At 40.9% G+C, this 14,569-nt stretch carries 9 protein-coding genes and 4 pseudogenes; 8 read left to right on the forward strand and 5 right to left on the reverse strand.

What is annotated here, in order from left to right; genetic code table 11:
• Positions 1 to 310: 310 nt before the first annotated feature.
• Together RMZ43_RS14320 and RMZ43_RS14325 are read right to left on the reverse strand one after the other, a co-directional pair.
• On the reverse strand, positions 311 to 451 hold the full coding sequence (locus RMZ43_RS14320; protein WP_322654748.1) for a hypothetical protein: 141 nt from the start codon (positions 449 to 451) through the stop codon (positions 311 to 313).
• Between the two features lie 325 nt (positions 452 to 776).
• Positions 777 to 1,058 (reverse strand): hypothetical protein, encoded by a 282-nt coding sequence (locus RMZ43_RS14325; protein ID WP_322654185.1) that lies wholly within the window; start codon positions 1,056 to 1,058, stop codon positions 777 to 779.
• Between the two features lie 448 nt (positions 1,059 to 1,506).
• Here RMZ43_RS14325 and RMZ43_RS14330 point away from each other — a divergent pair, with 448 nt between their 5' ends.
• Together RMZ43_RS14330 and RMZ43_RS14335 are read left to right on the forward strand one after the other, a co-directional pair.
• Positions 1,507 to 2,202, forward strand: coding sequence for a hypothetical protein (locus RMZ43_RS14330; RefSeq protein ID WP_416212113.1), 696 nt, complete (start codon positions 1,507 to 1,509; stop codon positions 2,200 to 2,202).
• Positions 2,203 to 2,390: 188 nt separating this feature from the next.
• Positions 2,391 to 6,245 carry a CHAT domain-containing protein gene (locus RMZ43_RS14335; RefSeq protein ID WP_322654186.1) on the forward strand — a complete coding sequence of 1,285 codons (3,855 nt, stop codon included), beginning with the start codon at positions 2,391 to 2,393 and terminating at the stop codon, positions 6,243 to 6,245.
• Between the two features lie 242 nt (positions 6,246 to 6,487).
• On the opposite strand, the gene recR is transcribed toward RMZ43_RS14335, so the two are convergent.
• Positions 6,488 to 7,045 (reverse strand): recombination mediator RecR, encoded by a 558-nt coding sequence (gene recR / locus RMZ43_RS14340; RefSeq protein WP_244919309.1) that lies wholly within the window; start codon positions 7,043 to 7,045, stop codon positions 6,488 to 6,490.
• Positions 7,046 to 7,210: 165 nt separating this feature from the next.
• The gene (locus RMZ43_RS14345; protein WP_229497609.1) at positions 7,211 to 7,561 is read right to left on the reverse strand and encodes a histidine triad nucleotide-binding protein; all 351 of its coding nucleotides are present in this window, start codon (positions 7,559 to 7,561) and stop codon (positions 7,211 to 7,213) included.
• Positions 7,562 to 7,771: 210 nt separating this feature from the next.
• Between RMZ43_RS14345 and RMZ43_RS14350 the strand changes: the two are divergent.
• Both RMZ43_RS14350 and RMZ43_RS14355 read left to right on the forward strand, forming a co-directional pair.
• Positions 7,772 to 8,242 (forward strand): annotated as a pseudogene (locus RMZ43_RS14350) (Uma2 family endonuclease); the annotation flags it as partial.
• Positions 8,243 to 8,343: 101 nt separating this feature from the next.
• Positions 8,344 to 8,772: pseudogene (locus tag RMZ43_RS14355) on the forward strand (ISKra4 family transposase); the annotation flags it as partial.
• 24 nt (positions 8,773 to 8,796) lie between these two features.
• Here the strand turns inward: RMZ43_RS14355 and RMZ43_RS14360 are convergent.
• Positions 8,797 to 9,424: pseudogene (locus tag RMZ43_RS14360) on the reverse strand (ISKra4 family transposase); the annotation flags it as partial.
• A 98-nt stretch (positions 9,425 to 9,522) separates the two neighbouring features.
• Here RMZ43_RS14360 and RMZ43_RS14365 point away from each other — a divergent pair.
• The 4 genes and pseudogenes from RMZ43_RS14365 to RMZ43_RS14380 all read left to right on the forward strand — a co-directional run.
• A pseudogene (locus RMZ43_RS14365) lies at positions 9,523 to 9,633 on the forward strand (Uma2 family endonuclease); the annotation flags it as partial.
• A 581-nt stretch (positions 9,634 to 10,214) separates the two neighbouring features.
• Positions 10,215 to 12,161 carry an amino acid transporter gene (locus RMZ43_RS14370; RefSeq protein ID WP_322650821.1) on the forward strand — a complete coding sequence of 649 codons (1,947 nt, stop codon included), beginning with the start codon at positions 10,215 to 10,217 and terminating at the stop codon, positions 12,159 to 12,161.
• Between the two features lie 559 nt (positions 12,162 to 12,720).
• Positions 12,721 to 12,891, forward strand: a complete 171-nt coding sequence (locus tag RMZ43_RS14375) for a CopG family transcriptional regulator (protein WP_322650877.1) — start codon at positions 12,721 to 12,723, stop codon at positions 12,889 to 12,891.
• Between the two features lie 359 nt (positions 12,892 to 13,250).
• The gene (locus RMZ43_RS14380) at positions 13,251 to 14,363 is read left to right on the forward strand and encodes a histidine decarboxylase (protein WP_322650822.1); all 1,113 of its coding nucleotides are present in this window, start codon (positions 13,251 to 13,253) and stop codon (positions 14,361 to 14,363) included.
• Positions 14,364 to 14,569: the final 206 nt, after the last annotated feature.

Consider the following 14,569-nt stretch of genomic DNA (forward strand, 5'->3'; position numbering starts at 1 on the left):
TACCTGCTTTGTTTGTACAAATTGCCATAGCCTTGCACTCAACTAATGCCGTAAATTTTGGCACTCAGGAAAGCAAGCAACTAGAGCATATCCTTTACTATGATTTCAAGATCAATCGTATTGGAATTATAGCATACCATTTAGTACATCTGTTCTATAAATTGGGAAGATTAAAGAAATAGACCTCTTCTTACCAAGGCTATGGTGTACGCATAAGTTATTGAATCACTACCAGTCCTCGAATTACCCCACCCTAACCCTCACGCCACTTGCTCCACTTGGGGAAACCCCAAGACCGCAGTGGCTCCCCTTATAAACTACGGTGTACACACAAGTCGTAAAATTCCACCTGACACTTGGTTTCGTCCTCTAGCAATAGAATTGTGCGATCGCTCACAAAACCTGTCCGCAGCAAGGAGGAACGACGAACGCAAGAGCGTGTTGTAGACAAGCAATCGCTTTAACTTACCGGATTATGTGATTACTTCGCTCCGTTATCACTGCGCTCGTAATGACAATTTAAGGGGTCTATAACGCCTGAAACCCTTTCAGATAGTACTTGTGTGTACACCGTAGCCTTATAAAGGGGAGCCACTGCGTTGGGCGGGCAATGCCCGACTTGTTCGCTCTTAGCATTCCCGCAGGGTAGCATGTGGCGTGAGGGAACTGGATCTATTTTTCCCCCCAATATATCGGGAGGATTAAGGGGGGTAATTCAACTTGTGTGTACACCGTAGCCTTTCCAAGGGGAAGGGACTAGATAGTATTTGACTGAGTTATTGCATCAAAATCTGACGGCTTAAAATACTCATGACTTCATGTGGATTACCTGTTGGTAGTAAGGCACTCCAATCACCAACGTTGGCATAGCCGAGAACTTGCAACAAGTGAATTGTGTTGGTGACGGCTTTTGGTGAACCAATCAATAAATGTTTAATCGGTTCTCTTTTTGGCAATGGCTTTTGATCAGATAGATTCAAAAGAGGTGCGTTGTTGCCTTGAGTAGGTAAATACTGCTTTTGTTGTGATTTGGCGAACTTTTTTGATTGTGTCATCATCGTAGTTGACTCCAATTGTAGGGGTTAAATGAAAGGCGATCGCCCTCGGCCAAGAGTCCGCGATCGCCTTTCTTATTAGAATGTGTAGTATATTTTTATACTTGTCAATAACTTGATAAGTAATTTTACATAGATTTGGGCGTGAAGATGTCATTAGTCATTAGTCATTTGTAATCACAACTGACCAAGGACGACCATAACAAAAATTTTCACAACTCAAATAAGATTGTTATAAGTTCCTATATTGAATTCGGGCAGTCGTTTATTGAATTCGGGCGGTCGTTTATTGAATTCGGGCAACCTCCAATAATTTACATACAACCATTCAAGATATTTGTAATAATTAAGTCAATGCCCAATGCCCAAAGAATTTTAATGACTAAACTAGCGCCATAGTCCAGTGCGATCGCTACAATCTTAGGATAAGCAAAACTCAATGGTGCAGCAGATGCTCAAGCGGCTATTTCAATGGCTCAAAAAGCTTTTTCAGAGCTTGTTCGGTGGAAAACAGACTGCCTCAAAATCTAGAGGAAATGTGCCAAAAGAACCAGCCCCACCCCTAACCGATACGGATCTGGAATTTCTTTTCAACGAATTGTTGCAAGGAGTACATCAAGCACGAGGGGAAGCATGGGCGCAAAAGTGGCTGCATAATATTGAACATCGGATTTCAACTGAAGACTGGGTTGGGTGGTTAAGGCGTTTTGGCGACAGATTGCTAGCATCACCTACACCTAATAATGAAATAGCTGCACGCTTAGTGCAATTGGGTGAGTTGAACATCGGAGAAATCGGAGATGTTGCCTATAGTATCGGAATGCAGTTGTTGACACGCAATCAAGGCGAACCGATTTGGGAATATGAAGGGCCAGATGCTTTTAGCACAACGATACCATCTGAGCCAACTAACTTCATATCAGAGTCAGTAGATACCCCAGAGAACCCCCCAGAGGCCCCAGAGGGAGAATACCAAACTGTCACCTTAGAAGAGTTGTTTGTGATGTTGCAGCAGGATGAAAACTTACGCCAGCAGATTGCTCAACAGCTTGGCGTCGAAACAGACGAGCCAGAACTGCTTGTCCAGGCATTAATCAATCAATTATATCCTGCTGGTCAATCGACTACAGAGCAAACAGAAAATTAACTAGTTGGCATCAAGAGTCGAATCAGGGAATTGTAACGTTGTAATACTCTACTCTTGAAGTTTTGTATATTTTTTGCTAACCTGCGACGGAAGCCCTGTCCCGATCTAATGGATTTTTACGTAATTGATGATTTTTTTAACACAACGATGGCTACAATCTAGAAAAACAAAATCCAATAGTGTGGCAGATGCTCAGGCGGATATCGCAGTCGCTTAGAAGGTTTTTAAAGCGCCTCATTGCAAGTAAGCAGGCTAGTTCTCTCAAGGGTACGAGAGAACACAATCTGGTGGAGATGCTACCAGAACTAACCAATGCGGATCTGGAACAATTGTTTATCCAATTGTTAGAAGGCGTGCATCAAGCACGAGGACGACAGTGGGCATTGAGGTATCTGCAACGGGTAGAAAATCGCATTCCGGCTGAACGCTGGATAGACTGGTTGGTGATGTTTGGCGAAAGCTTGCTAGCTTCACCAGCACCAAATCCGCTTTTAGCAACAAAGATGGTGCAATTGGGAGAACTTGGTGTTGGCAGAATTGGAGATGTTGCTTATGACATTGGCATCCGGCTGATGCAAAACTCACCTACACAGATAGAGTATGAGGAGAATTATCCAGCAGAGGATTTAGAAATCACTCCTGGGCAAGAACTGATCCGCAATTTAGGCGAACAGTTATGGGAGTATGATGAGCCAAATGTAATAGAAACTACTCCAGGTCTTGAACTAATCCGCAGTTTAGGCGAGCAGTTATGGGAGTATGATGAGCCAGATGTGGTAGAAATCACAACCAATGAAGAAATTATCCCAACTTCGCCTGGGCAAGAGTTAATCCGCAGTTTAGGTGAGCAATTATGGGAGTATGATGAACCAGATGTTGAACCAATAACGTCAGCACCTGAAAATACCTCTTTTGAGGAAACATTCACTGAAAATTTAGAGGAACTGGTATTGGAGTATGAAAGGGATGATGCCCAAACCACAATACCCGAAAATTTCCCTCTCCCGGCAGCAGAAGATTCAATCACCTTATTAACCCAACTGAGGTTCGATAATCGTGATGAAATTGTTCAAAATACAACACAAGCAAATCTCCTCTCTACTAGACAAAGAAGTGAATTAATAACTTCTCCCTCAGTAGAAACCTGGGATAACACTTTGACCAATTTAGAGCCAAATGTGGCTAATACATTAGATGAGTTGTGGGTGAAATTGGATCAAAGTACCAATTTAGTCCAGCAACTTGCTTCTAACTTGGCAGTTCAAAGCAGTAATTCCCCTGGTATAATTGAGCAACATGGCAATGATCCTGTTACCCAGGCTCAAGGGTGGTTTTATCAAGGTCTAAGCCAAGCGAAAACAGGCGATTTGTTAGGCGCGATCGCATCTTATGACCAAGCCATTGAACTTCAACCAGAATTTTCAGAATATTGGTTTAACCGAGGCTTGACGCTGTTCCATTTAGAACGTTTTGATGAAGCGATCGCATCTTACGAAACCGCTACACAACTCAAACCCGACTTCTACAAAGCTTGGTACAACCGGGGGGGAACTCTCGGAGAATTAGGATATTTTGAAGAAGCGATCGCTTCTTTTGACAAAGCCATAGAAATCAAAGCAGATTATCAAGAAGCGTGGTCTAGCAAAGGTTTGGCACTGCTGAAATTAGGTTGGCTACCCGAAGCTATTTCTAGTTATGATCAAGCCTTACATTTGGAACCAGAAGACCAAGAAAACTGGTATCACCGAGGTATAGCTCTAGCTGTAAGCGAACAATTTACAGAAGCGATTATATCTTACGACAAAGCGCTAGAAATTAACCCAGAGTATCACGAAGTTTGGATAGACCGGGGTGTAGTGCTGTTTAATTTAGGAAGATGGTCAGAAGCGATCGCCTCCTGGGATAAAGCACTGTCAGTTCAATCCGACTTCTACTTAGCTTGGTACAACCGGGGTATAGCGTTAGACAACTTAGGACGTAGACAAGAAGCGATCGCCTCCTATCAACAAACGATCGCCATTAAACCCGACTTTCACTTAGCTTGGTATAATCAGGCAGTAGCATTGTTTTATTTAGAACAATATGCCGAAGCGATCGCCTGTTATGACAAAGCTTTGCAAATAAAACAAGATTATTGGGAAGCTTGGATAGGTCGGGGAACTGCGATCGGTCATTTAGTCAACTCTGAAGCATTGCAGATTTCGAGTAGTATAACAGCGACAAATCCCGCCTTACAACAGGGCGGCTACGAAGGGAAACTAGCCAGCTACGAAGAAGGGTTAAAGCATCTGCGGACAGATACCCATCCAGAAGGTTGGGGTAGATTGCATTTTGCGATCGCTAATACTTACTATGACCAAGGCAAAAAAAATACTAATCCCCGTGATTATTGGCGCAAAGCCGCATCTGAGTATCATCAAGCGCTGTTAACCCTCACACTAGAATATTTTCCTCTATTGCACCTAGAGGTTTTACAATCTCTAAGTAAAGTGCTGATGGGTTTAGGACAAACAACACAAGTTCAAGAATTACTACAACGTGGTACAGATTTACTGCGGCAATTGCTGAGTGAAGAAACTCGTTCAGACGAAAGTAAAAAACAGTTAGCCCTGAAATTTACAGGCTTTGATCAATTAGCAGTTGATTTAGCCGTAGAGTCCGGTGATTTAGTTGAAGCCTGGGAAATTGCCGAACAAGGCAAAAATGCTTGTTTAAACTGGCTGCTTTATGGCTGGAATGATAATATTTACTCGCCTTATTATGGCGCAATTCAACAACTATTTAATCCTACAACAGCAATTATTTACTGGCATATTAGTCCAGTCGCCTTACATACATTTATTCTCAAAGACCAAGCGCCATCACCGATTCTCCTATTTACACCCATGCAAGATACTGGGGCAATACCTTTAGGAGAAGACGCTATTCGTCTCAATGAATTACCTTTACCCGAAGCAGTACAACGCCTAATTGAATTTGAAACTTGGCTAGAAGATTGGCATCAACAATACCAGGAATATCACACCACGGCCCAAGATAAAGAAAGTAAAAGCCAGCATTCTTGGCGAGTTGATATGGAACAGAAGCTGTTTCAATTATATGAAATTCTGAATATTTCCACAATTGCACAGGAACTTGAAGGTATCACCCAACTGGTTTTAATTCCTCACCGTGACTTGTACAGATTGCCCATTCATACCCTTTTCCATCTTCCTTCCCCATCACCGGAAGCATTGCCGAATGTGGAGTCAAATTTCAGCGTTACTTATCTACCTAGTGCCAAAATCGGTTTATCAATAAGAACTGAAGATATCTGGCAGTGGCAAAACCAATTATTGCTCAGTGTTGAACATCCAGAAAATACAGCTTACCCCCCGTTGAAATTTGCCAAACTTGAGTCGGAAGTTATTAGCCAGATGTTCAATAATATCCAACGAATTCAAGGTTTAGAAGCCACAAAAGATATTGTTGAAAATGCCTTATTTAATAATTACAATATCTTTCATTTTACAGGTAATGTAATTAATAATCTGGCTGAACCCAAAAAATCAGAATTAGCATTAGCAGGTAAAGACAAACTTACTCTAGATGAAATCTGCCAACAAAACCTGGCAAGTTACAACTTGATTACCCTCTCTGCCTGTGAAAACTTAACTACTAGCAACCACACTATCAGCAGCGAATATGTAAGTTTAGTTACTGGTTTTGTGAGTCAAGGCGTTCCTCATGTAGTAAGTACTCTCTGGAGTGTAGAATCTTCAGCTAGTGCCTTGGTAATGATAGAGTTTTACCGACGATTACAGCCCAATAAATCAGCAGTTACAGCCTTAGCTGAAGCAACCAGATGGCTGAAAGAATTAACTGCTGGAGAACTGACAAAATGGTATGAAGATGTCTTGAATAATCTGCATCCTGAAGAAGTACGAATTCAAACTTATTTAGCGACACAACTATATAGAAATAGTAAAATGGCATCAGATAAAAATCTTTATAATCATCCTTACTACTGGGCAGCATTCACGATTACAGGTAAGCTGAATTAGAATAATTCGTAATTCGTAATTCGTAATTCGTAATTCGCAATTAAGTTTTGCAACGGGGATTTAGCGCAAAGTGCGGTCTTGGGATCTCCCCAAGAGGAGCAACTTTGCAAGATAGACCCCGCTACAAAACTTACCGCTTGTTAGAAGGGCGCATTAGTTATGAGGGGTGAAAAAGTTTGTAGTAAGGACTTTAGTCCTAGATTTTTAACCCAAGCGTGTTAGTTTATAATCTTTAGTTAAGCCTAATCTAACTCCCTGCGTCCTTCCAATGCCCTTGCCAGAGTCACCTCATCGGCGTACTCCAAATCACCACCTACAGGCAAACCAAAAGCAATCCGTGTCACCTTGGTAAATGGTTTCAATAGCTGACCGATATACAGTGTTGTTGTCTCACCTTCTACACTTGGACTAATTGCCAGAATTACTTCTTGAGGTTTTTGCTGACTCACCCGGCGCTGCAAAGCCAGTATAGTCAACTGTTCTGGGCCAATTCCATCAATTGGCGAAATCACCCCACCCAAAACGTGATATTTGCCTTTGTACTCGCGGGTTTTTTCCAACGCAATCACATCGCGGGGATCTGACACGACACAAATAGTTTTGTTGTCACGATTGGCATTGCGGCAGATTTCACAAACAGGTTCAGCAGATAGGTGAAAGCAAACAGAACATAAGCCTATCTGTTTTTTTGCCTCAATCAGCGCATGTGCTAAAGCTTCTACTTCTGCTTCTGGTCGCTTCAAAATATGCAAAGCCAATCGTTGGGCAGATTTGGGGCCAACTCCTGGTAGGCGTTGCAATTGCTCAATTAACCGTGCTAAAGGGCGTGCGTAAACCGTTGTCTTATCTCCAGAGTGTGATTACCTTAACTATGATGACATTCCTACAGAATTTTGGAAGGAAACGTTTTTGATTTAGTGATGAATCGCGTCTAGAAACACAATTCATCTGGTTTTATAGCTTTATCAACCAGGCGGCCAGTTCAACTGCCGTCCTCCTAAAATATGCAGATGTAAGTGGTAGACTGTCTGGCCACCATCATCACCAGTGTTGATAACAACTCGATAACCATTTTCCAGTCCAGCTTCTTTAGCAACACGTTTGGCGGTTAACAAAAGATGCCCCAACAAAGCATGATCCTGAGATTCAGCATCAGCTAGTGTGGGAATGGGTTTTTTGGGAATGACGAGGATGTGAACAGGGGCTTGGGGATGGATATCTTTGAATGCCAAGGCTAAATCATCCTCATAAACAATATCAACAGGAATTTCCCGACGAATAATTTTGCTGAAAATCGTTTCTGTAGTTTCACTCATACCAATCTACCTAATCATCTGCTAGAGATTTTAAAGGTTTACTGTAGCGACTAGATCATTTACACAAAAAACTTTTGCAAGAGTTTTTGTCATTAGAAGTACATATAACCAAAGCGGTGATGGGGTCGCAGTTTTCTTTTAAAGGGAGACACTAAGAGCGATCGCGGTTAACTTGTAATCAAAACAACTTGCCTTTAGGAGATTGACTTCATAACATATATCTCCCCGAAAAGCCTCACTTTTGAAAATTTTCTTTCCCAATATCGAGATAATCCCCGCTATGAATTAGCAGACGGAGAACTAATTGATATGGAACCCACTGGGCCACACGAAACGGTAAGTGGCATTGCAACCCAAGTTGGCATCTACCTTGTTGCAGAACAACTCCCCTGGTTTATTCCTCGCACTTGTTTAATTTATCCTTTTGCAGATACAGCTACAGCTCGCCGTCCTGATGTTGTAGTTCTTGATGAAACTGTTCTTGACGGTTAACCGCTTTGGGAGCGAGAACCCGTAATTACAATGGGACGCTCAATTAAATTGGTGGTGGAAGTTGTTAGCACCAACTGGGAAACCGACTATGCACGGAAAGTTGAAGAATATGCACTTTTAGACATTCCTGAATATTGGATTGTAGATTATCGGGGATTGGGCGGTGTAGCATTTATTGGTAAGCCTAAAGGGAGCATCCATTTTCGGCGGATTTACTTTTTTAGATAAACCATATAGTAGGGTTTTCGGAGTATCAAAATTATGTTTCTTCCAAAAGTGGATGTTCCCGTCATGATGGCGTGTGGAATCTGGTCAAAGAGTTTGGTCAAGGAGAGCATTTTCAGCGTTGGGAAATATTAGATTGGTATCATCTCAAGGAAAATCTTTATAAAGTTGGTAGTTCTCTAAAGCGGCTCAAAGCTGCTAAAACTTTTTTATGGCATGGTCAACTAGAAAAAGCTAAAGCTTTATGTGAACATTGTCGGGGCAAACAAGTTAAGAACTTTATTGCCTATCTTGAAAAACATTGCTCCCGCATTGTCAACTATAGCTATTACCAAGCTGAACAACTTTGTTCTATTGGTTCTGGTGCGGTTAAGTCTGCGATTAAACAGATTGGCGCTAGGATTAAAATTTCTGGCGCACAGTGGAATGTTGAGAGTGTCAACCAAATTCTTTCTGTTCGTTGTGCTTATCTCAATGGTTTGCTTGCTATTTAAGTATTTCTGCCAAAAGTGGATGCTCCCATCATGACCATCTCCCAAACAAACTAACGGGTTAACCAGACGCTGACTATTAACATAATCTAACTAATGATTGATTGTCATCAAAAAATGCACCACAGTAAATTCCTTGCAATCGAACGGTTTTATAGTCTCGCCAGTGACAGCCTACTTTAGGTTTACCTCTGAGTCGGACTTTTCCACCATCTACACTCACTTCTGAAACTACTTGCAATGCTAGCGGTAGTTGAAAATCTTGTTCGAGAACTAGTTTTTGTTGCGTTGAGTGACCAACTTTCACTCCTGTTAATGCCTCAATCTCAATTTCTGCTTTTTGATATGAAACATTAGCTGATAGCCTCAAACAACACTTTTGAAGTAATGGACTTAACCTACTTCTTGCTTTTAAACCTAGTCTTTGTAGCTGTTTGGTTTTAAGAGTCAATTCCCCTACTAGACTTTTTATTTTCCTGGTTTTACCAAATGATTGTTCCAGTTTCTTGTTCGATAAAAAAAGGGCTATTTCTGGGCTGACTAGTTCTAATACTTGACTGCGAACTGTTTTTTCTATGCCTTCGAGGTCTGTCAGCTTACTTTTGTCTGCTTCTTCATACAGGAGTGTTGACAATTCTTGTAAGCAGGCTTTGATCTGTTCTTCTTTGTCTTAGTTCATTGTCAGCGATCGCACAGGGTTATTTCCCTTTACATTTTCGCATAAGTGGTAAATCTTCCAAAACTGGATGCTCCCAGCCTAAACAACCTACATTCACCATTTGTCAATTAGTTGAAGACACCTATATTCAACAACAATACCGACTAAATCAAGCAATTAATTCGCCGCTTTTACCTGGCTTATAACTTCGCTTAGATGATATTCTCCCTCTTTAAATACATGATAAAGTTGAGGTGCGTAGGCGTAGCCCGTTGTAGACATCGCATCAAGCTAGAGTATGATTATTAAGGGTGAGTCACCTGCTTGAACCCTATCATTAGAGGTGCGTAGAAGCTCTGCTTCTTGTCGCCAGACATCGACCATAGTAAATTATTAGATGCATAGACCCTGGTTTTACAAGACCTAGATGTTACCAAAAAAACTGACTTTTTAAATATTCTTTTAGAACAATCTCTTAGGACAAATTTACTAATTGCGTAAGTGCCTTATTTAGCAATGACCTTTTTTTATAACTGATGTAGCTTGAAGATACAAAGGGTACGAAAGGGTTAAACCGAAAATATACGGTTACAGTATTGATTATTTATATACTTAAATCTGCAATTTAACTTGATACCCTAGACGGCTACGAACATCCACGATATATTTTGCAAATCGGACAGGATGCTTAACATACAATAATAATGCTATACCTTTGTAGTTGAAAATTTTAATAAACCACAAAGGCTTAAAAATCACAAAGCCGATTGCAACACAACCGTATTTGATGGCTAAATCAATTCTTTCAACAAAACGGCTCGGTAGCCAGTTAATCGACTGGTTGCTTGAAGAACATCGACCAGAGAAAAAAGGGTCTTACCGCAAGGAAGAACTACATCGCCAGCATCCTTGGTGGCAGGTCATGTGCTTGACTGGTGTAGATTATTTCTCAACCCTTGGCTATCAACCTGGGATTGCAGCACTGGCTGCTGGCGCTCTTTCTCCTGTAGCTACCCTAATTCTAGTTTTACTGACGCTCTTTGGAGCATTGCCAATCTATCGGCGCATTGCTGCCGAAAGCCCTCATGGTGAAGGGTCGATCGCAATGTTAGAGCGTTTGCTCCCTTGGTGGCAAGGCAAATTACTTGTACTGTGCTTACTCGGCTTTGTAGCAACTGACTTTATTATTACCATTACTTTGTCAGCTGCTGATGCTACAGCCCATATTATCGAAAATCCGCTAACGCCAAATTTGCTTCATAATCAGACGATCGCAATTACCCTAATATTAGTTGCATTACTAGGCGCAGTTTTCTTGAGAGGTTTCCGAGAAGCGATAGGTATTGCAGTCTTTTTAGTGGGAGTTTATCTGCTGTTAAACTTCATTATCGTTGGCCTTGGCCTGTATCAGATTTTAACTCACCCAAATGCGATCGCTAACTGGCAAACTGCACTTTTTGCCCGCCATTCCAACCCTTTGATATTATTTGGCATAGCTCTCCTTATATTCCCCAAGCTAGCACTGGGATTATCAGGGTTTGAGACTGGTGTAACCGTTATGCCCCTGGTAAAAGGTAGCAACAACAACACTCCGCACCATCCCAAAGGGCGGATTCGGAATACACGCAAGCTGCTTACCAGTGCTGCTCTAATTATGAGCTTCTTTTTGCTTACTACCAGCTTCATAACCACTTTACTAATTCCAACCGCAGAATTTGCTTCTGGGGGGAAAGCCAATGGACGGGCCCTAGCTTACCTGGCACATCTATATCTAGGCAATGGCTTTGGCACAATTTACGATTTAAGTACTATTTCGATTTTGTGGTTTGCAGGTGCATCCGCAATGGCAGGGTTACTGAATATTGTGCCTCGCTACCTACCGCGCTATGGCATGGCACCCAATTGGGCACGAGTAACGCGACCTTTGGTATTAGTCTACACAGCGATCGCCTTTGTTGTCACAATTATCTTCAGAGCAAATGTGGAAGCCCAAGGTGGAGCTTATGCAACTGGTGTGCTTGTGTTAATTACCTCAGCCGCCTTTGCCGTAACCTTATCAGCCCACCGTCACAGACAGAAGCGAGCAAGACTAGTATTTGCCATTATCACACTGTTATTTTTATATACCACTGTTGTTAATATCATCGAAAGACCAGAAGGTATTAGGATTGCTGGGTTTTTCATTGGTGCAATCATTTTTACTTCGTTGGTTTCTCGTGTTTGGCGTTCAACAGAACTACGAGCAGAGCGGATTGAAGTTGATGAACTTGCTGGTCAATTCATTGCCGAAGAGAGCCAGGGAGCAATACGCTTAATTGCTAATCGATTTAATACGGGTGATGTCCTAGAGTATTTTATGAAAGAGAAAGAAGTGCGCGAGGACAATCATATTCCACCCAACGATCCAATTCTTTTTCTAGAGATTCAGGTATCAGATGCTTCAGAATTTGCAGATATCATAAAAGTAAGAGGGGTGCAAGTTGGTGATTACCGCATCCTCCGGGCTGAGAGTGCAGCAGTACCTAATGCGATCGCGGCTTTACTACTTTATATTCGTGACCAAACAGGTAAAATTCCCCATGCTTACTTCGGCTGGGTTGAGGGCAACCCCATACAATATTTACTGCGTTTTATCTTGTTTGGGGAAGGTGATATTGCTGTAGTCACCCGTGAAGTACTCCGTCGGGCTGAAAAAGATCCCCATAAACGTCCTGGCGTTCATGTCGGGGGGTGAGGAAGAAAGGAGAGCAGGAGAGGGGGAGGCAGGGCAGGGCAAACGCATCTAAAGTACTCTTGATCACGATAAGACCCAACGAAAAATCAGTATTTCTGGCTTGATTTATTTTCCAAGGCTCAAAGTGATCCCTAAAATCTTTGTCAATAAGTAGGGATTAATGAGATTATTTTTGAGTTTATTCTCATTTATTCTCATAGACTAGTCTTATTGACATGATGCGTCCGCCCTGTTGGTTTGGCGGTATCGTGATTGAAATTATGATAGATGATGATTTGGCTAATTAGTAGAAACGCGGTGGCTATTACCCTCTACTGTAGTTACCGAGTATTTCCACTGAATGCTTAATTATAGAAAAACTTTTAGCTTATGCTCTATTCATAATTGTTATTTATAAAATACTTAAATTTTATAATTTAAACTATATTTGAACTCTTCACTACGGCTTCAAAGTTAGTAGTGTTTCCTTTACAGCTTCTTAAAGCTAATATCATTAATTTTATCATTGTGATAACAGCTCGAATGATTGATATTAGAGAAATAGTTTCAAGTAGAGTCAATTGAATCAGTGAATAAGAAATGGGCTATCAAACGCCTGACAATCAATCTTACATCAAGCGAAGCAGAGACGTTAGAGAAATACTGCTCAATAACAGGACGACCAGCAACGGATGTAATTCGAGAGTTAATCCGTTCTTTAACTGTTGAATCAACACCAAATACAAATTGAAAAGCATAGTTATAGAGCGTAGTTACTCATACCATTTCTTTGTGAGGCTGCGCCAAACCCTCTTAAATTGTTTCTTTCTTTGTGTCCTACCCTGCGGGAAGCCACTTCGTGTCTATGCGTCCTTTGTGGTTCGTTTTTCTTCCTTGTACTTAAATATGGTTGAGCGCATCTTCATACAGAATTGGTATCAGTAATTAAATGTACAAGTAAATGTTAACTTTCAAGAAGTAAATGTCCAAGCTGGTGGTTTTGGCACAGAAGCTGCTGATGCAGAAATGCGCTTGGTGGTTCTACAGCTACTTTAGATTATTTGAACGCGTTTAAAAGAATTACTTAACAACAAGATTTGGAACAATAAAATGAATGTTGACTTTCTTTCTGAGTATCAGCTAATTCTTAATGAAGCATCTGAGTTTCATTTAGGGTATCCCTATAACTTAAAACACGATCATACATTTTTATTACCTTTTCTTAAATACTCAATTAATAACCTTGGAGGAGATTGCTTTACTAAATCGCATTATCGAATTGATTCCCGAGATTTTGAAAAAGAGGTGTTGCAATTTTTTGCAAATTTATACCACCTTCAAGATTGGTGGGGATACGTAACTACCAGTGGAACCGAAGGTAACTTATACGGAATACTCTTAGGGAGAGAAAACTATCCTAATGCTATTTTGTATGCATCAGATGCTTCACATTACTCTGTGACTAAAGCAGCTAGGTTTTTTAGAGTTCCGTATCGCAAGATTGGTGTACAAACACCTTCGGAAGAAATGGACTATAGTGATTTCTATAAGCAACTTGTACCTAATCTGCCTGCGATTATTTGCCTTAATCTAGGTACTACTTTTACAGGGGCAATAGACGATATTGAGCAGATTCTCAATGTTTTGGAGATGAAACAGGTCAGCCAATTCTATATTCATGTTGATGGCGCTTTAGGGGGAATGCTTCTTCCCTACTTGCGTTTGAACTGGATTGATTTCAACAGACCTATCAGTTCGCTGTCAATCTCAGGACATAAATTTATTGGTAGTCCTTTCCCTTGTGGCATTATTATTACTAAAAAACATTTGGTTGAAGCTCTCACATCTGATATCGAGTATATCGGCGCTCAGGATATGACGATTGGAGGTAGCCGCAACGGCCATACTTCACTTTGTTTATGGCATGAAATCTCCAAAAGGCGTTCAAACTTTGGATTAGAAGTAGCTGATTGTGTAGCCAAAGCAGAGCATTTGTATACACAACTAAAGTTAAGAGACTTCAATCCATTTCTCAACCCTTATTCAAATACAGTTGTCTTCAATAAACCCTCCGATAATCTGGTGAAAAAGTATCAACTCGCAGCTAGAGGAGATTATGCACATGCAATTATCATGCAAAATCACTACATTGAATTTCTAGATTATTTTGTTGAAGAACTTGTTACAGAAAATTTTGATTTGGCAAAAATAGGTAAAGAGTAAAGTAATTCGCCAGTAGTCAGAGTAGAATTAGCATACGATGCTGTTGGCAAAGTTGACTTTTTTCTAAATATTTATGAGAGCCTATATCCGCTAATTATAAAAAGTTATTTATCAAATAAATCTTTAGATAAACCGGAATTTATTATTGATTCGCGGATAATTCATCTTCAATAAAAGTCTGCCTTCAGAACAATTATGAGGTGGAA

Origin of the sequence: Nostoc sp. CmiVER01, from assembly GCF_034531135.2 — a bacterium.
GTDB lineage: Bacteria > Cyanobacteriota > Cyanobacteriia > Cyanobacteriales > Nostocaceae > Nostoc.

Excerpts from the sequence above, each read along its gene's own strand:
- RMZ43_RS14325 (WP_322654185.1), bottom strand. The coding sequence starts at position 1,058 with ATGATGACACAATCAAAAAAGTTCGCCAAATCACAACAAAAGCAGTAT.
- RMZ43_RS14330 (WP_416212113.1), top strand. The coding sequence starts at position 1,507 with ATGCTCAAGCGGCTATTTCAATGGCTCAAAAAGCTTTTTCAGAGCTTG.
- RMZ43_RS14335 (WP_322654186.1), top strand. The coding sequence starts at position 2,391 with ATGCTCAGGCGGATATCGCAGTCGCTTAGAAGGTTTTTAAAGCGCCTC.
- RMZ43_RS14345 (WP_229497609.1), bottom strand. The coding sequence starts at position 7,561 with ATGAGTGAAACTACAGAAACGATTTTCAGCAAAATTATTCGTCGGGAA.
- RMZ43_RS14370 (WP_322650821.1), top strand. The coding sequence starts at position 10,215 with ATGGCTAAATCAATTCTTTCAACAAAACGGCTCGGTAGCCAGTTAATC.
- RMZ43_RS14380 (WP_322650822.1), top strand. The coding sequence starts at position 13,251 with ATGAATGTTGACTTTCTTTCTGAGTATCAGCTAATTCTTAATGAAGCA.